This window comes from Nocardia puris (assembly GCF_036051655.1).
In the GTDB taxonomy this organism is placed as follows: domain Bacteria; phylum Actinomycetota; class Actinomycetes; order Mycobacteriales; family Mycobacteriaceae; genus Nocardia; species Nocardia puris.
In genome coordinates this window covers 3,123,576-3,140,601 of record NZ_CP107943.1, presented here as the reverse complement: position 1 = coordinate 3,140,601, position 17,026 = coordinate 3,123,576, and the positions used below count along the sequence as shown (strand labels likewise).

22 protein-coding genes are annotated in these 17,026 nt (G+C 68.8%); all 22 read left to right on the top strand.

Going from position 1 to position 17,026, the window contains the following annotated elements; all coding sequences use genetic code 11:
• Positions 1–18 precede the first annotated feature (18 nt).
• The 22 genes from OHB21_RS14145 (at position 19) to OHB21_RS14040 (ending at position 17,026) form a co-directional block, all read left to right on the top strand.
• Positions 19–921 carry a major capsid protein gene (locus tag OHB21_RS14145; protein ID WP_328439118.1) on the top strand — a complete coding sequence of 301 codons (903 nt, stop codon included), beginning with the start codon at positions 19–21 and terminating at the stop codon, positions 919–921.
• Positions 921–1,160: a hypothetical protein gene (locus OHB21_RS14140; RefSeq protein WP_195126590.1), complete on the top strand. Its 240-nt coding sequence runs from the start codon at positions 921–923 to the stop codon at positions 1,158–1,160. Before OHB21_RS14145 ends, OHB21_RS14140 begins: the two co-directional genes overlap by 1 nt.
• A complete protein-coding gene (locus OHB21_RS14135; RefSeq protein ID WP_328439116.1) occupies positions 1,160–1,555 on the top strand; it encodes a Gp19/Gp15/Gp42 family protein in 396 nt (131 codons plus the stop codon). The genes OHB21_RS14140 and OHB21_RS14135 overlap by 1 nt, the downstream gene beginning before the upstream one ends.
• Positions 1,552–1,905, top strand: a complete 354-nt coding sequence (locus OHB21_RS14130; RefSeq protein ID WP_328439115.1) for a hypothetical protein — start codon at positions 1,552–1,554, stop codon at positions 1,903–1,905. The genes OHB21_RS14135 and OHB21_RS14130 overlap by 4 nt, the downstream gene beginning before the upstream one ends.
• Positions 1,905–2,270: a hypothetical protein gene (locus tag OHB21_RS14125; RefSeq protein WP_328439113.1), complete on the top strand. Its 366-nt coding sequence runs from the start codon at positions 1,905–1,907 to the stop codon at positions 2,268–2,270. The genes OHB21_RS14130 and OHB21_RS14125 overlap by 1 nt, the downstream gene beginning before the upstream one ends.
• Positions 2,267–2,758, top strand: a complete 492-nt coding sequence (locus tag OHB21_RS14120) for a phage tail termination protein (RefSeq protein WP_328439111.1) — start codon at positions 2,267–2,269, stop codon at positions 2,756–2,758. The genes OHB21_RS14125 and OHB21_RS14120 overlap by 4 nt, the downstream gene beginning before the upstream one ends.
• Before the next feature lie 66 nt (positions 2,759–2,824).
• Positions 2,825–3,730, top strand: coding sequence for an Ig-like domain-containing protein (locus tag OHB21_RS14115; protein WP_328439109.1), 906 nt, complete (start codon positions 2,825–2,827; stop codon positions 3,728–3,730).
• 79 nt (positions 3,731–3,809) lie between these two features.
• Positions 3,810–4,247 (top strand): hypothetical protein, encoded by a 438-nt coding sequence (locus OHB21_RS14110; protein ID WP_328439107.1) that lies wholly within the window; start codon positions 3,810–3,812, stop codon positions 4,245–4,247.
• A 146-nt stretch (positions 4,248–4,393) separates the two neighbouring features.
• Positions 4,394–4,663: a hypothetical protein gene (locus tag OHB21_RS14105; RefSeq protein WP_195126596.1), complete on the top strand. Its 270-nt coding sequence runs from the start codon at positions 4,394–4,396 to the stop codon at positions 4,661–4,663.
• A gap of 327 nt (positions 4,664–4,990) precedes the next feature.
• Positions 4,991–8,956 (top strand): transglycosylase SLT domain-containing protein, encoded by a 3,966-nt coding sequence (locus tag OHB21_RS14100; RefSeq protein WP_328439105.1) that lies wholly within the window; start codon positions 4,991–4,993, stop codon positions 8,954–8,956.
• The gene (locus tag OHB21_RS14095; protein WP_328439103.1) at positions 8,953–9,861 is read left to right on the top strand and encodes a hypothetical protein; all 909 of its coding nucleotides are present in this window, start codon (positions 8,953–8,955) and stop codon (positions 9,859–9,861) included. Before OHB21_RS14100 ends, OHB21_RS14095 begins: the two co-directional genes overlap by 4 nt.
• Positions 9,858–11,558 carry a Gp37-like protein gene (locus OHB21_RS14090; protein ID WP_328439101.1) on the top strand — a complete coding sequence of 567 codons (1,701 nt, stop codon included), beginning with the start codon at positions 9,858–9,860 and terminating at the stop codon, positions 11,556–11,558. The genes OHB21_RS14095 and OHB21_RS14090 overlap by 4 nt, the downstream gene beginning before the upstream one ends.
• Positions 11,559–11,571: 13 nt before the next feature.
• On the top strand, positions 11,572–12,099 hold the full coding sequence (locus OHB21_RS14085; RefSeq protein ID WP_195126599.1) for a hypothetical protein: 528 nt from the start codon (positions 11,572–11,574) through the stop codon (positions 12,097–12,099).
• Entirely contained in the window at positions 12,092–12,874 is a 783-nt protein-coding gene (locus OHB21_RS14080) for a peptidoglycan recognition protein family protein (RefSeq protein ID WP_328439098.1), read from the top strand. The genes OHB21_RS14085 and OHB21_RS14080 overlap by 8 nt, the downstream gene beginning before the upstream one ends.
• Positions 12,871–13,266: a hypothetical protein gene (locus tag OHB21_RS14075; protein ID WP_328439096.1), complete on the top strand. Its 396-nt coding sequence runs from the start codon at positions 12,871–12,873 to the stop codon at positions 13,264–13,266. Before OHB21_RS14080 ends, OHB21_RS14075 begins: the two co-directional genes overlap by 4 nt.
• Complete coding sequence (locus tag OHB21_RS14070; protein WP_328439094.1) at positions 13,263–13,706, top strand: hypothetical protein; 444 nt, start codon at positions 13,263–13,265, stop codon at positions 13,704–13,706. The genes OHB21_RS14075 and OHB21_RS14070 overlap by 4 nt, the downstream gene beginning before the upstream one ends.
• Positions 13,703–14,041, top strand: a complete 339-nt coding sequence (locus tag OHB21_RS14065; protein ID WP_328439092.1) for a hypothetical protein — start codon at positions 13,703–13,705, stop codon at positions 14,039–14,041. Before OHB21_RS14070 ends, OHB21_RS14065 begins: the two co-directional genes overlap by 4 nt.
• A complete protein-coding gene (locus OHB21_RS14060) occupies positions 14,038–15,201 on the top strand; it encodes a hypothetical protein (protein ID WP_328439090.1) in 1,164 nt (387 codons plus the stop codon). Before OHB21_RS14065 ends, OHB21_RS14060 begins: the two co-directional genes overlap by 4 nt.
• Complete coding sequence (locus OHB21_RS14055) at positions 15,198–15,812, top strand: hypothetical protein (protein ID WP_328439088.1); 615 nt, start codon at positions 15,198–15,200, stop codon at positions 15,810–15,812. The genes OHB21_RS14060 and OHB21_RS14055 overlap by 4 nt, the downstream gene beginning before the upstream one ends.
• Positions 15,812–16,120, top strand: a complete 309-nt coding sequence (locus OHB21_RS14050; RefSeq protein ID WP_328439086.1) for a hypothetical protein — start codon at positions 15,812–15,814, stop codon at positions 16,118–16,120. Before OHB21_RS14055 ends, OHB21_RS14050 begins: the two co-directional genes overlap by 1 nt.
• Positions 16,117–16,521, top strand: a complete 405-nt coding sequence (locus OHB21_RS14045; protein WP_328439084.1) for a phage upper tail fiber protein — start codon at positions 16,117–16,119, stop codon at positions 16,519–16,521. The genes OHB21_RS14050 and OHB21_RS14045 overlap by 4 nt, the downstream gene beginning before the upstream one ends.
• Positions 16,522–16,588: 67 nt before the next feature.
• Complete coding sequence (locus tag OHB21_RS14040) at positions 16,589–17,026, top strand: hypothetical protein (RefSeq protein WP_328439082.1); 438 nt, start codon at positions 16,589–16,591, stop codon at positions 17,024–17,026.

Below are 17,026 nucleotides of genomic sequence, written 5' to 3'. Positions count from 1 at the left end.
CAGAAAGGAGAAGCGACGATGGCAACCGCATACTCGCAGGAATACCCCCTCGGCACACCGGTCGTCGTGGGCAACGCGCTCACCGTCGACATGATGCTGAAGGAGCCGACGCGCATCAACGCGTACCTGTCGGACCTGGCGCTCAAGGGCTACTTCGCCGAGCGCATCTTCGCCAACGGCGGCGGCGTGTCCGGCGGCGCGCTGGTCTACGACCAGCTGAAGGCGAACGACCTGTTCCCGACCCGCGCCGCGCAGCGCGTGGCCCCGGGCGCCGAGTTCCCCGAGGTGACCTTCGACCGGCCCGAGCCGAAGACCGCGCAGGTCGAGAAGCTGGGCGGCAAGTACCGCGTCACCGACGAGGCCCGCGACCGCAACGACCTCTCGGTGATCCAGAACGAGAGCGTCAAGCTGGGCAACGACATCCAGCGCCAGCTGCACGTCCGCGCCCTCACCGAGCTGGAGGCCGTGATCACCGAGGTCGGCTCCGATCTCCAGATCACCGGCAACAGCTGGGCCGACGCCACCGAGCTGACGCTGTCGACCGAGAACAAGGCGGCCCTGCCCGCGGCCGACCTCGCGGAGATCCGGCGCCGTGCGGCCGTGCACGAACTCGGCGCCGAGTTCAATCTGCTCGTGCTGCACCCCAATGAATTCGCGAACCTGTCGATCATCTACGGCGACGCCGAGGCGTGGCTGCGGTCGCAGGGATTCGGCGTCGCCGTGTCGAACACGGTCACCGCGGGCACCGCGTACGCGGTGCGGGAGGGCCAGGTCGGGCAGGTGCGCTACGAGCAGCCGCTGACCACCGTCTCCTACCGCGACGAGGGCACCGAGTCGACGTGGGTGAAGTCCTCGATCCGCAGCGTGTTCGCGGTGACGAACCCGTACAACGCGCTCAAGATCACCGGTCTGGCGGCGTGATGGCCGGCGTCGAGCGCACCATCCGCCCCGGCTCGATGGTCTACATCGACGCCGATGGTCGCCGTCGCCGCGCCGATCATGGCGCGGTGGTGCAGGTGCACCCCGATCACCTCGAGCGGTTCGATCGGCTCAACGTACTCCAGGGGCAAGCCCAGGAGGCTGCACCCGCCGAGTCGGTCGCTGCACCCAAGCCGGAACCGAAGCCGCGCACCGCGACCCGGCGCTCCAAGGAGTCCTGATGGCGTTCGCCACGCACGGCGACCTCGCAGCCCGATGGCGTCCCCTCTCCGCTGCGGAGCAGGCCCGCGCTGCCACACTGCTCGGGGACGCCGCGTGGTGGCTGGGCGTCTGGTTCCGGCCGTACGGCGATCTCGAGGCCCTGGCGGCCGGGGACGCCGAACTGGCGGAGGGCCTGCTGATCCTGTCGTGCGCGATGGTGAAGCGGGCCATGACCTCCGGCGCGATCGAAGGCGCCCAGTCGACCTACCAGGTCATGGGGCCATTCACCACGCAGATCGCCTACAAGAACCCCGACGGCTCGCTGTTCATCTACGAGTCCGAGCGAGACGCGATCCTCACCCTCCTCGGGGTGAATACCTCTGGCGCGGTCTCGATGACGGGCCTCGGGCTGTGACGCTCGAACTGCCCTACGGCGAATCGTGGCAGGTCCTGCGCGGTGCCCGCGACCGCGTCGGCGACGAAACCCCCCTGGCGGTCGTCGCGACATTGGAGCGGTGCGCCTACTGGCAGAACGCCCCCGTCGAACCCGGCGGGGCGTACCCGGCGACCGCGCGCGACCAAGCATCCCTGACCGGCACCCTGGCGGTGCCGAAGGGGTCGGACGTGCGCAGCACCGATCATGTGCGCAGGGTGTCCACCGGTCAGCGGTACCAGGTCCTCGGACCACCCCAATGGGACGGTGTCCATCCCATGACCGGGTGGGACCCGGGATACGTCACTGTGACGATCAAGGCGGTGGTCTGATGGAGCACAACATCCCGTATCGGGATGCCTCCGGGGGTGGCAGCAACCCAGCGATCGCGGGGCTGCTGCTGTCGGCGAGGATGCGCTCGCTCATGTACGAGCGTGCCGAAATCGCCCAGGCCCTGTACCGGGAGATCGTCTCCAAGCGCACCGGCCGCCTGGCGCGGTCCGCGCGCGTCGAGACGTTCATCGGGGGTGCCCGCAACGACCGTTGGTGCTCACGGCTGATCGTCGGCGGCGCGGAGGCCCCGCATGGTCTCGCTCACGAATTCGGGTACGAGATCGACCGCGACGACGAGCCGATTCAGGTCGGCGGCGCCCACGACCTGAATCTGGTGCTCAACGCCATGGGGACGCTGCTGTGATCGAGTTCCCCGACTGGTACCAGGGCGGCTTCCCCGACCGTGAGCTGGTCGTGATGGATCTCGTGCAGACGTACCTGAACCTGTGCACCCCAGCGGGATTGGCGTGCACATGGCTACCCGACAACGTCAACGCGCTCGTCGACGCGGGCACCCCGGTGGTGCGCGTCTATCGAGGCGGGCTCGGTGCTGACGGACTGTGGGACGCCGCGGCTGTACAACTCGGCGTCATCGCCGCCACCCGCGCCGACTCCTGGTCGGTCATGGAGTACCTGCGCCAGATCATGCTGTCCTACGAGCACGGCGGGCCCGTGCGCCGCGAGGACGGCTCGATCACCATGCTGCAGAGCGTCTCCGAGATCGTCGGGCCGCAGCAGCTGCCCGAGCTCAACCCTGATCACCGGCTGGTCCCGGCGACCTTCCGGGTGGAATGCCGGATCCCGCGCGATGTGCCCGACTACGCGCTCATCCGCGAATCCCTCCCTCTCTGAACCCATTCCCGACCGACGACCCCGCGTCACCGCGCGGGGTATCGGTTATGCCCGAAAGGAGGGGCCATGGCCCCGACCACCTTCCTCGCGCTCAAGGAAAAGCGCGACCCGCTCGTCTTCTCCGCGCTGGACTGGGCTCTGCTCTTCCACGACTGGAGCAGCGGCGCGTCCTACATCCCGGCCGATCTCACCGACGGTTCCGGCGTCCTCCAGGAGCTGCCCGCTGGCTGGGTGTCGGCCGGTGAGATCCAGAAGCAGGCGGGCGTCAACCTGACCCCGTCGACCCAGTCGACCAACATCGAGGGCTACGGCTCGCCTGGCCCGCGTCGCACGATCATCACCAACGAAGGCTTCGCGATCGACTTCCTCGCGCAGGAATGGCGCAAGAAGAACCTCGAGCTGTACCACAACACCGACATGTCGACGGTCGGCGCCGACCCCGGCAAGGGCTTCCGCGCGCGCAAGACCTCGCAGCTGTCGGTGCGCTACTACTCCGCGATCGCCATCGGCTACGACGGCAGCCCGACGCAGGAGCTCTACCCGTACTTCATCTACCCGAAGCTGGCAGTCACCAACCGGCAGGCAATGGCGGGCCAGCAGGGCAGCGAGCTCGGCATGCCGATGACGATGACTGTTTTCGACGACTCGGAGTTCGGCGCGCTCTACGACTTCGGTGTCGCCGGTGCGGGCTTCGACTCGATCGCGACGATGGCCGGGTTCACCGCGCCCGCGTCGAGCATCATCGTGCACCCGTCGGCCGTCGAGCTGGAGGAAGGCGAGCACCTGCAGCTCACCGTCCTGGACAACCACGGCGTCAACCGCACCGCCGAATGCACCTGGGGCTCCGGCACCCCGGCCGTCGCGACGGTGTCGTCGTCCGGTCTGGTCACCGCGGTGTCAGACGGCAGCGCCACCATCACCGCGACGCTGGGCGTGCTGACCGACACCTGCGCGGTCACCGTCCCGGTCTAACCCCGTGCGCCGTCCCCACGCCGACCTGGCGGGGCGTGGGGGCGGCTCCCGCCAGGACCCGTCAGGGACAGGAGGCATCATGCCCGCCACCCCGAAGAAAGCGCCGCGCAAGCGCGCCACTCCAGCGCGGAACACGGACCGCGCCACGGAGATCGACGCGTTCGAGGCGTTCCGTGCCCGTGCCCGCGCCGTCGACCTGCCCACTCCGACCACTCCCGACCAGCTCATCATCGGCCGCGAACACGGGTTCGATCCGCCGCTCACCGCGACCTGGCCGAAGACCGCCGTCGGCCGCAGCGCCCTCGACCTGTGCACGCGGTCCATGGACGTCAATGGGATCCTGTGGGCGCTCCTCGGCCCGCAGCAGGTGCTGCGCGTCGCCAGCCGGTTCGAAAGCCACGACGCCGCCGAGGTTGATCAGCTCATGGCGGGCCTGGCGATCTACATCCTCGAGCACATGATCGGCCCGGGCGCCGGTGATGTGCCGGGGGGTACGCGGGCCTCGTCGACCTCGTAGGTCGCCACGGGGCCGACCTGCGCTACGACCTGCACCACGAACTCGGACTCGACCTCACCGACTGGCTACGCGGCGAACGCGACTGGCGAGACCTGCTCGAACTCGTCGAGCGCCTCCCCCAGGGTGGGCACTACCGATCGGCGCGCATGGCCGATCCCGAGGTGATCGCCGCACTCGCCGAGATGCCGCCCGCCACCCCCGGGGACCTGCCGCTCGTCGGCTACGACCCGCTCGTCGCACGCCTCGCCAATCTCGAAGACCTTCTCTATCAGCTGATTTGGGTCACCGCACGCGCCGATCCATCAAACGCGCCGCGCGCGGTTCGGCCGGTGACGCCGATCGAGAAATGGCGCGACGAAGTGAAGCGCACCAAGAAGCACGGGCTACTCGCCCGCATCCTGCCGGAAGGGGGGTAAGTGGCCACAAACTTCTCCGCCGGCACCGCCAGCGTCGACATCGAGCCGAACTTCCGCCATTTCGTGCGCGACCTCAAAGCCGACCTCGAGCGCGTCGAGGCGAAGCTCGGCGTCGAAATCAAGGCCGACACAGCCGGGTTCGCGCAGGAACTCGAGACCTACCTGTCCGGGACCAAGGCGTCACTCGGCGTGGAGATCGTCGCCGACACAGCCGGATTCGCGACCGACCTCGAGGCGTACCTGTCGCGGGTCAACGCAACCCTCGGTGTCGAGATCACCGTCGACGCAGCGGGATTCACCACGGCGCTGGAGACGCACCTCCAGGGCGTGCGCGCCTCGGTCGGCATCGAAGTACACCCCGACCAGGCCAGCCTGGCAAACCTCGAGTCCGAGATCCAGGCGAAGCTAGCCGCGATGGACCTGTCCGTCGACGTACAGGTCGGCGCCGACACGAGAGTCGCGGCCGCTGAACTGGCCGGCCTCCAGGCCGCCTACCGACAGATGACGATGCGTGTCGACGCCGACACCGCTGCGGCCGCCGCGCAGATCGCGGCGCTGCGTGGCACCATACCGATCGGCGTCAACGCCCGAGGCGGCCGAGGCGGGGGACCGCTCGGCGGATTCATGGGCGCCGGCATTCTCAACGCCGGGGCGCTCGGCCTGGCCGCCCTGCCCGCCGCAGGCACCGCGCTGGCCTCGATCGGCGCTGACGTGCAGGCGCTGACGCAGGGAATCGCGCTGCTGCCCGGCCTCGCAGCTGCGGCAGGTGCGGGCATCGCGACACTGGTCGTGGGCATGCGCGGCTTCGGCGATGCTCTCGGCGACGACCCCGAGAAGGCCGCTGAGGCTATCGCCAGAATGGCGCCCGCCGCACGGGAATCGGCACTGGCGCTGCGCGAGTATCGAGACGAACTGGGGCGCATCCGCCAGGGTGCGCAGCAGAACCTGTGGGAAGGCTCCGCCGACCCGCTGCGGGGGATGCTCGACGCCCAACTGCCTGTCGTCGAGACCGGCATGGAAGGGCTCGCAGCCCGGCTCGGCGAGGGCATGCGCCTGGCCATCGGCGAACTCGGCAGCGACCGCGCCACCACGGGCGTGGCCACGATCTTCCGCAACTCCGCCGACGGTGCTCGCGAACTGAACGCCGCTGTCGTGCCGCTGATCTCGTCGCTCGGCCGCCTCGCCGAAACCGGCTCCACCTTCCTGCCGCAGTTCGGTCAAGGTGTCGCGAACCTCGCAACCCGTTTCGACGCGTTCCTCACCCGCGCCGACGAAACAGGGAACCTCACTCGATGGATGCAGCAGGGCATCGACGCCACCACGACATTCGGATCGGTCATCGCGAACCTGGGCTCGTCGCTGTCCTCGATCTTCCGAGCTGTGCGTGGCGACGGCGACGGCTTCCTCGTCACCGTCGACGCGATCACCGAGCGGTGGGCGCAGTGGCTGAAATCCACTGAGGGGCAAGTGGAACTGAAGATGTTCTTCCAGGACGGCCGCGAGCAGATGGAGCAGTGGCAGCCGGTGCTGGCCAGCCTCGGCGGCATCTTCGGCACCGTGCTGGAAGCGACCCAGGCATGGAGTGCGATCCTGTTGCCGTTCCTCCAGGCCGCGACCGGCCTGATCGCGGGCAACGAGACCGCGGTGAAGGGCCTGTTGATCGCGTGGCTGGCGTTCAAGACGCTGAGCCCCGTCATGGCGGCGGTGCAGAGCGGAATTGCCAGCGCCACTGCTGCCACCGAGCGCTATCGGGACGCATCAAACCGTGCCGCCACCGGCGGAGCCGACAACCTGAGGAGGTCCGCTGCCGGCCTTGGCGCGGCACTCGGGACCAGCGGCGTTCTTGGCCTGGGTATCGTCGCCGCCTCCATCGGCCTGAGCATGCTCGCCACCCGCCACCAAGAGGCCGCCCGCGCCGCCGAGGAGCAGAAGCGCCAGCTGGAGGCGCTGCGGCAAACCCTAGACGACCAGACCGGCGCGGTCACCGAGCAGACCATCTCGGAAACGACGCAAGACCTGCTGACCCGCGGCTTCCTCGAGAGGGCAGAGACCCTGGGCGTCAACCCCCGCGACTACGTACGCGCCGGGCTGGGCCTCGATAACGACGGTCGCACCGCGATCAACGAGCAGATCACCGGCATCATCCTGGAGCAGCGCCAGCAGAACCGCTCCGGCGGCTCCGTCTGGGAGACCGCGCGCCGCCAGTCCGGGATGACCGACGAGCAGATCGCGCAGGCACTTCAGGGCATCCCATCCGCCGTCGAGCAGTTCTCCAACTCCGGCAGCGAAATCACTCTGACCAGGCTAAAGGAGGCGCTCAACGACGTAGCCGAATCCGCGGCCACGCTCGGCGGTGAAATGAACGGCCTCGGCACCCGCACCGGGGAGGCGCGAGAGCAGCAGCGGCTGTTCAACGAGACCATCAATGGGACTCACACACTCACCGACGAGGCGAAGCAGAAGTTCGATGACCTCGGCGTCTCTGTGAAGTCGGTCCCCGACGCGCGCACGATCGAGATCGCGTCCACCACCGATGAGCAGCGGGAGAAGCTCCAAGAGCTCGGGTACACCGTGACCCACATGCCCGACGGCACGGTGAAGATCAACCTGGACGACGAGCAGGCCAAGGCTGAGATCCGCGAGATCGTCAAGCCGGAGACGAAGCCGGTGTCGATCACCTACACCGGCGAGTTCAACAAGCCCGAGGGGATGCGGCAGCCGATCCCGCGCGCCGCTGGCGGTTCGATCACCGGCGGAATCCCCGGCCAGGACAGCGTCCCGATCCTGGCGATGCCCGGCGAGCACGTGCTCACAACCTCGGATGTGGACCGCCTCGGCGGCCAGTCCGGGGTGTACAGGTTCCGCGCAGCCCTCCAGGCCGGGCTGGTGCGCGGGTACAGCACCGGCGGGGCTGTGGGCTGGTCGCGCGAGGACGAGCTGAAGCTCGAGCAGGCCCAGGTCGACGTGATCCAGGCCGAAGAGAAGGCCACCAAGGTCAACAACAACCCGAAGTCGTCCGAGGCGGACAAGCGCGAGGCGCAGATCCGCATCGAGAAGGCGCGCCTGAAGGTCCAAGAGCTGGAGAACAAGAAGGCCGGGCGTGCGTCGGGCGGGACGGACGTGCTGCCGCAGGCCCCGCTGCCGGGCCGCCGCTCCAGTGAGGAACTCGACATCGAAGACGCCCAGTCCTCGGTGGATGAGGCGAACACGAAACGCAACGCGGTCTATGCCGACCCGAACTCCACCCCAGAGGAGCGCGCCGCCGCTGACCGCGACTACCAGCGCGCCCAGAACCGGTACGAGGATCAGCTCGAATCCCGCACCAGCGAAGGCGAAACGGGCCTGCCCGAGGAGTACACACTGCCGGGCATCCTCGGCGCGGCGGGCAACATCATCGGGCAGGGCATCCTGGCTGCGTTCGGACTGGAGAACAGCATCTTGTCCGGCAGCAACCCCTACAACCGGGGGTTGAACTCGGCGCTCGATTTCTACACCAACCGCGAGCAGGGCACCGAGGGCGCTGCGACGGACGGGTATTCGTACGAGCCGAAGAATCTGCCGGTCGACAAGAGCGACGAGAGTTACGGCGATTCGTCGGTGGGTTCGTCCAGCTCGAGCGAGCACGCCTACGACCCGGCGGGCGGGGTGGAGCAGTGGCGGCCCACGTTCGCCTCGGTGCTGGCCGCGCTGAGCCTGCCTGCCTCCTGGATCGGGCTCGGCTTGGCGCAGATGAACACCGAGTCCGGCGGCAACCCCAAGGCCATCAACAACTGGGACTCCAACGCCGCCAAGGGAATCCCATCCAAGGGCCTGATGCAGGTCATCGACCCGACGTTCGCCGCCTACCGGTCGAGTCTCTACCCCAACGACATCTGGGACCCAGGCGCCAACATCGCCGCGGCGCTCCAGTACCTCGTCGCCCGCTACGGCGGTCCCGAGGGCGTGTGGGGAGTGGGACGCGGATACGCAGACGGCGGTTGGGTGTTCGGCGCGGGCGGCCCCCGCTCGGACAGCGTGCCCGCCCGGCTGAGCCCAGGCGAGTTCGTGGTCAACGCGGCGCAGGCGGCCGTGAACAGAGACTGGCTCGAGGCGGTCAACGCCGGACTCGCGATGCCCCCCGTGACGCCACTGCCCTCGGGCATGACCCCGCGCGGCGGCGACACCAGCGTGCGCACTGACCGGTCCCTCAACCTCTACGGCTCAGTGAATCTGGCCGACGCCAACGAGTTCATCCGGGAGATGGAGCGACACCAGGCGATGCAGATGCAGGGCGAAATGGCGGTGCTGCGATGAGCGCCTGGCTCAAGCTCATCCTGGTCGACCGTTTCGGGCACCGCTGGAACCTCACCGATGAGACCGAGGGCGTGCTCCTGCGGCCGGGGCCGACGAAGCTGATCGACGCTCCAGCGCAGACTTTCTGGATCGAATCGGCCACCGGAAGCCACTACCAGGGTATGCGCTTCCAGCGCAGAGACCCGGTCTTCTCGGTGCAGATCCACGACGACGACCCGCTGCGCTGGGCCGACATCGACTCACGGTTCCGCATGGGCCTGGGAATGGTCGGCGAGGACACATTCCAGCTCGAGGCGCACTCCCCGTACGGCATCCGCCGGATCACGATGCGCCTGCTGGACGACCCGAAGGCGTACGAGACCGGCGACTACGAGGGCCGCGATCCCTGGCTGACCCACGACTCCACACTCGCGATCAGCGCAGCGTGCGAGCAGCCGTTCTGGGAGTCCTCCCCGATCGAGCTGGAGTGGCAGTACACCGGCGCATCGAGCACCGGCACCGTCATGTTCGAGAACCGCGGCGACGTACCGGTCTGGTGGAAGGGGTTCGTCAACGCGCCGGGGCGCTGGCGGGTGCCGGACCGGTCCTGGGGCCAGAAGCTCTACGCGAAGCCCCAGTACCCGTTCCACCGCGCTGACGACGACGCGGCCCGGATGGAGTGGCTGCCCGAGCTACTGGCGGGCGAGGACACCGACATCGACACAGACCCCGATCAGCCCACGCTGGTCGCGGTGAACGGCGCCCCCGTCCAGGCCAGGTGGCAGTCCCGTGGACTGCTGTACCCGATCGCCCCCGGCACCCTCCCTACCCCGGTCACGGTGCAGGTAGAGGGCGCCAATCCTGGTGCGGGGATTCGGTTTTGGCTGCCACGCCGATTCTCGCGACCGTGGGGGGTGACGCTGTGACGACCACGCTCGCCGACATCCCGGCGCTGCGGGAGCAGGCCGACGAGATCCGGGAGAACCTGGCGCTGCTGCGTCGCCAGCCGCCACTGATCCGCGTGTGGCACAACGACGGAACGCCCGGCCTCTCCCTGCGGGGGCGGGTCGCCGACCACATCGCCGGGAAATTCCCGTGGCAGAACAACCGCTCCCGCGGCGGCATGACCCGGCTGCGCCTGGATCACCATCTCGCGCGCTGGCTCGTCTCCATCCCCGACGACGACGAGGCGAAGAAAAACGTCGTCATCACCGTCGACACCGTGGGCGGAAAGAAACGCTGGTCCGGCCTGCTCAAGAACTGCCGAGTCATCACCAAGAACCGCATCCACTATTTGCAAGTGGATTGGGTCGACGATCTCCAGTTCCTGAATTTCATGCTCGCACCTCCCAATCCTGCACTGCCGATTTCAATCTTCCAATTCCCGCGCGTTCTTCCGATTTTCGGGCCTGCCAAGTGGGCGATTTCCATGCTGATCCTGATGAATCTCATCCGGCTCAATGGGCACCCGTGGACGCTACCGAACGATCCGTTCAACGTGGATTCCTGGGACGATCTATTTGACTGGTCGGACTGGCAGGTCCATATCAAGGCGAACGCGTTCGATCTCGACGACAGCAGCATGTGGACGCTGCTCGCGGTGCGCATGGACAAGATCGCCGACGCCGTCACCGACGCCCTGGACGACGCCCAGCTCACCATCACCTACCGGCGCATCCTCACCGTGGACGGGGAGGAATCCCCGATCGACGGCGTACCCGATATCGCCAACGGTGCACTGGTCTTCGAGGTGGTGGACAACTCCGGCTACTACGGCCCGGACGGCACCGGCACCGGCGGCGGCATCGCTGGCGGGCTCGCCCGCACTGTCGCCAGCTTCCTCGCCGGTTTCGTGGAGGACGTTCGCCTGTTCGTGGACGACGACCAGTCCATCTGGCCTGACGAGTACTACCAGAATCACTGGCACGGAACAGTCCCATCCAGACCCCATGTCACGATCAGAGACAGCCGATATAGCCAGATCGAAACAGCCGAACTCGTATGGTCGCCAGCAACGGCCGTGAGTGTCATTGTCGGCGGCGACAATCCGCTCGCGAACAACCTGGCGAGGCTGACGATCGAATCCATCGCCGCGCTGATCGGATACTTTTTGCTCGGCGGATTCTCTGGCCTCGGGTCTATTGTCGCCGACGCCGTGATGCCGTTCCTCGTCGGGACAATATTCGCGTGGTTGCAGTGGACGAATCACACTCGCGCGCACAATCTCGGCTGGGTCCACCTCTACGAGATTTTCCATCAGGGCGGCGACAACAACGCCTGGTCGCTGTCCGCCGTCGCCGCGCTGCGTGCCGGGTTCGCCGCCACGAAAGCCCAGACCGCACACGTGCTCACCCTCCGCGAGGGCGGAGAGTACATCCCCGGCCTGGACTACGACATCGGCCACCGCATCGCCTCCACCGCATCGCACGTCACCGACAAGCTCCTGGTCGACCAGGTGGAGGAGATGGAGATCGACTGGGACTTCGAGGCCGCGCAGTTCTTCGGCTGGTCCACCACAGTCGGCAAGGCCGAGGGCGCCATGTCCATGGCCGAGCGCAGCGCCCGCCTGCTGACCAAGGCGTTCGCCACGATGCAGGGCATAGGCGTCCGGCTCGTCGGCTGAGAAAGGAAACCCGTTGCCCGACAATGACAACACTCACCCGCTGTTCCATGACGACGCCGACCAGCTCGAGATGATCGCCGCGATCCTGGACACGTTCCCCGGGCAGGCGGGGAACCCCGAGTTGCAGGTGCCTATCCATCCGCAGGTGCGACGAGCGTGGGCGGCGCAGATGATCCGCCGCGGCATCGTGCTCGTGCCCGCACTCATGGAGGAACTGCCCGTCGCTGTTGGCGGGCACCCGGAGGCCGGCTGGCTGCAACCGCACCAGTGGCTCAAGCGCGCGCAGTACGAACGCGCCCAAGCTGCCGCCGCTGAGTCTGGGTCGACGCCGGAGCAGCAGAAACGCCAGGCCGAGGACATGCTGCGCGCGATCCAGCCCAGCCTGGCCGACCGGATCGCCGCGCTCACCGACCCTGAACAGCGCGCGGCGATGGCCGCCGAGCTGGAGCAGAAGATCCCCGAGGCGATCGACCGTGTCCGCGCGGCGGAAGAACACCTCGCCCGCGCGAGATCCCGAGCGAAGGAGCAGAGTAATGGCTGATCCCCTGTGGCTCCCGGACGTGCTGCGCGCGGCCGGACTGGTGGTGCGCGAGCACCCCGGTTGGCGAGATCGTGGGCACGGTGACTTCGGGGCGATCTGGGGTGTCGTCGCGCACCACACCGGCAGCAACCCACCCAGCAACAACCCCGGGTACATCGCCCAGCACCCATCCCTCGGCCTCGCCTCCCAACTCCATCTGTCACGTGACGGCGTGTACACGGTGTGCGGCGCCGGGATCGCCTGGCACGCCGGGTCGGGTTCGTACCCCGGACTGCCGCCGAACAACGCCAATCAGGTGACGATCGGCATCGAGGCGGAGAACAACGGCCGAGAGGGCTGGTCCCCGAAGCAATACGACGCCTACGTGCGCGGCGTTGCCGCGATCCTCACGAAGCTCGGTCGGGGCGCGGGCAACGTCATCGGCCACAAGGAGTGGGCCGGACCCAGCCAGGGGAAATGGGACCCGGGCGGGATGGACATGAACAAGTTCCGGGCCGACGTGGCTGCCGCGATGAAGGGCCAGCCGCCACAGAGAGGAGAGGGCACCGTGTGGGGCGAGATGTTCAAGAACTTCAAGGGGACTCAGGTCTCGTACGCGACCGCCGTGTACTACATCGACAAGCTCGTCAACGACATCGCCGACCAGGTGACGCGGGGCTGGAAACAGCTGGGCCTCAACGAGAAAGGCGAGCCTCTGACCCTGGTGGACGCCGTGGCCGAGCTGCGGTCCGACGTGGCCGAGATCAAGCGGCTACTCGCGGAGCGTGAGGCGTGACCCGCCCAACGAACGTCGTCGACCTGGTGCGCGATCAGGTGCTCGAGCAGATCCAGGGCCGGATCGACGCCGCGGTGCGCGACGCCGAGGCCGATGCCCGGCGGAGGCTGGAGACGTTTCTGGCGGACCTGCCCCGCCCGGGTGAGGAGCCGCCCGACCCGCGTGCGGACGCCCGCGAGCGCGCGACCCGTACCGCCCTTCAGGGCGCGGTCGCGACGATCGCCGTCGCCGTGCTCCTCGCGGTCGCGGGCGTGATCGGCGGGGGCGAGTTCGACGTCACCAGCGCGGGCGACTGGAAGGCGGTGGCGGGCGCGGCGATCGGCGCGGTCATCGCGGCGGGCACCGCCTACGTGCAACGGCTCGTCTCGCCACCGCGCGGGGGCAGCGAGTGAGGCGTGCCGTCCGCTGGGTCGATGCCGAGAGCGTCCGCCACTACCAGGTGATCGTGTACGCCGCGTTCGCGTGCGCGGGCGTGCAGGCGATCTCGCTGGGTGCGCCTCCGCCCACCATCGCCGCGGCGATGGGAGAGGCGGTCGCGGTGGCGTGGGTGGCGATGCTCATCGGTGGCCCGGCCCTGACCCTGTCCGGGCTGTGGCTGGACCGGCGGCGGCGCCCGATCGGGCTGTGGATGCAGATCGCTGGTGATGCCCAGGTGACGGCCGCTGCGGCGGCTTACGCGACCGCGGTCACCCAGGCCACCTGGGCGGACCGGGCGACGTTCGCCGCGTGGCTGTCCGCCGCGATCGCCGTGTGTGCGCTGGCGATGGTCGTCCGCGATATCCGCCGTGTCGTGACTGCGGTGCGGATGGTGCGGCAGATGGAGGCGGAATGACCGATCTGGCAACCATTTTCGTGGGTGGTGGTGCGGCCTCCGTCGTCGTGGCAGTGATCGGATGGCTTGCTGCCCGCAGGCTCAACTCGGCGAACTACGCCGACATCGCGGCGCGCATGGCCAGGGAGATTGCTGATGATCTGCGGGAGGACAACGCTGCGCTCCGCAACGATGTCGAGACGTTGCAGCGCAGCGTCGACAACCTCCGTGAGCGCGTCGGAGAGCTGTCCGACACTCTGCGCATCGCCATCACGCGCCTCGACGAATACGGCCATGACACCGAGCACCTGCGCGCCGTGCTGCGCGGTGGCGGCCGGAATGGGAGACCGGTGTGACATTCCCTCCTGGCGCAGGATTCGACGGAACCGAATGGGGTGTCGGCAGTTCGGGCGCGCCCAGTATGGCGGGGCGCACCGAGACGGCGGTCACCGACCATTTGAAAACCACCATGGGAGATGGCCGGTGGGGGCAGATCGAGGGCGGGATCTTCGCGATCATCGCCGCCGCGATCGCAGCCATCCTCGGCGGCTTCGCCACGGTGCTGGACGCGATCTTCGGGATCGTCGACAACCAATACGTCAGCGACCTCCCGATCATCACCGATCACACCCAGCAGCTCGCCGACCTGGAGGCCGCTGTCCAGGCTGCCATCCTCCAGGGCGACGCGTGGGTTTTCGTCGACGGCGAGGTCTGGACACCCTCGCAGGGCGTCCTGTTTCTTGAGGTGATCCTGATCGCCGCCGGGGCGGGTGGCGGCGGCGGCCGTGGCGACGCTCTGCCGGGCCAGCGTTCAGGCGGGGCAGGTGGTGGCGGAGGCGGCGAGGTCCACTACCTACGACTCCCGGCGTCGCTGCTGCCGAAGGATGGCTCCGGCGCCTTCCTGCCCCTGGAGATCGGGATCGGTGCGGGCGGGGCGGGCGGCGCGGCCCGCACCGGCAGTGATGGCTTCGGCGGGCAGGGTGGCGGCAACACCACGTTCGGCCCGCTCGGCCAGCCCGCGTGGCTCACTGCGGGCGGCGGCAACGGCGGCGGCGGCGGACTCGGCGGCGGCATCGGCGGAGGCGGCGGCGCCGGGCGCGGCAGCCACCCCGGCCTCGGCGGCGTCGGGATGATCCCCGGCGGCGACGGCGGTGCGGGTGGTGGCGGTGACGCCGACCTGGCGATGGGCAGCCACGGCGGCGGCTCCTATGCGTCTCATGATCTCTACGGGGGCGGAGGCGGCGGGGGCGGAGGCGGCGGAAACAACATCGGGGGCAATTCGGTGGGCGGTTTCGGCGGGCAGGGCGGCATCAGCCCCGGCGGCATCACCGGTCAGCCCGGAACCTCGCCGAGCGCGGTCGTCGCCACGGGCGGTGGCGGCGGCGGTGGCGGTAGTGCCGTGCAGGCCGGTGCGGCCGGCGGCTATCCCGCTGGCGGTGGCGGAGGGGGTAGCGAGAACGCCTCCGGCGGGGCGGGCGCCAACGGTATCGCCTACATCATCGAGCGGTTCTCGTGACCGAGGAGCACCACATCATCCTCGTCATGCACGTCTACACGACGAACGACATCTGGACGCGTCCTGAGCGCCTGCTCCGCCTCGACGCGTTCATCCGCTCCGGTGGTGGCGCGGGAAGCTCCACGGTCGGCGGTGGCGGAGGGGCGGCCGTGCTCCTGGAACGCATTCCCCTGCATGACATTCCAGCGAGCAGCGCCGTGCTGGTCGGTGCCGGAGGAACCGCCGGTGGCGACGGCGGCGCGAGCCAGTTCATGGACGTGGTGGTCCCCGGCGGACTCGGCGGACTCAACGGCGGCGCAGGCGGCCTGGTTGCGGGAATGCGCGGCGGGCGCGGCGGCACGGCCGGCGAGGACGGCGAGAGCATCACCAACGCACCGTTCAGCCTGCTGTCCGGCGCGGGCGGGGGAGCTGGATCGGGCAGCCGAACCGGCGGCCGATCCGGACTCGTCCCGCCGAACACCAGCGCCCCGTCCCTCTGGGAGTGGGCGCAGACCGGCAGCGGCGGCAACACCGGCTCCCCAGGTGGATTCCCCAGCGGCGGAGGCGGCGCCGGAGCGAGCGGTGCGGCTGGCTGCGTGACCATCCTCGAATACCTCAGGGAGGAAATCTGATGCCCCACACCGCACGAGTGCATGCCCAAAACGTGCCCGGATTCTTCGGCGAGGCAAGGTGTTTCCGGCTCGACCCACCGCGGGTAATCGCGGGCGCAGAGCGAGACTTCGTCACGGTCGTGGTCGCCCCCGCGGTCGGCCAGCACGCACCGTCCGTGCGGGTCTACCCCGCCCGCGAGGACGGCGGGAGCGCCGCGCGGCAGCTCGCCGCGCAGGTCGGATCGTTCACCCCGGAGGAACCCGTCGACACCGAGGGCTGCTACGCCCTGGCACTGATGATGCTCGGCGTCACCGAGGTGACGGCATGACCGTCATCAGTTCCCCGGTCTCCAGCATCGCGGGCGCCGACGACAGCACGGTGTTCGCGTTCCGCTCCATCCTGGACCGGGAGTCCGACGACGGCACGGGCCTGATCACCGCCGCGCAGAAGACATTCCAGGCTGTCGGCGGGGTGCTGACCACCACCGAACTCGACCCCGGCCCCGCGTACGTGTGGGTCGGGCCGACCCGGTACCGGATCGAGGTCCCCGACAGCGACACCCCGATCCTGCTGTGGCCGCTGATCCAGGCCGGGCTACCCGTCCCGCCCGCGCAGGAGGCGTCCGCGGTGCGCAACGGCGGGGGAATTGCTCGGGCGCAACGGATCTCGCAGACCGCCTACGACGCTCTCGAAACCCCCGACCCCGAGACCCTGTACGTGGTGCCGTAACCACGATCCCCACCCAAGGCCCTCGCATCGCGGGAGCCTTTCGCATACCCGGAGCAAGGAGAACACCATGGCAGTCAGCGCAAAGTGGTACGGCCTCGGCTTGCAGTCGCTGGCCAACGGCGAAATCGACTGGGACACCCACACCATCAAGGTGATGCTGTGCACCAGCTCGTACACGCCGAACCAGGACACGCACCGGTACAAGTCCGACGTGACGAACGAGGTCACCGGCACCGGCTACACCGCAGGTGGCGCGACGCTAGGGTCCTGCACCGCGAGCTACAACGCCGGCACCAACACCCTGGCCCTGGACGCTGCGGACACGTCCTGGCCGAACTCCACGATCACCGCCCGCTACGCCGTCGTCTACGACGCCTCCCCCGGCTCGGACGCCACCCGAGCACTGCTGGGTTACGTGGACTTCGACCAGAACATCTCGACGACCGCGGGCACGTTCAGCATCGTGTGGGACGCGGCGGGCATCCTCACCATCTCGGCGGCCTAG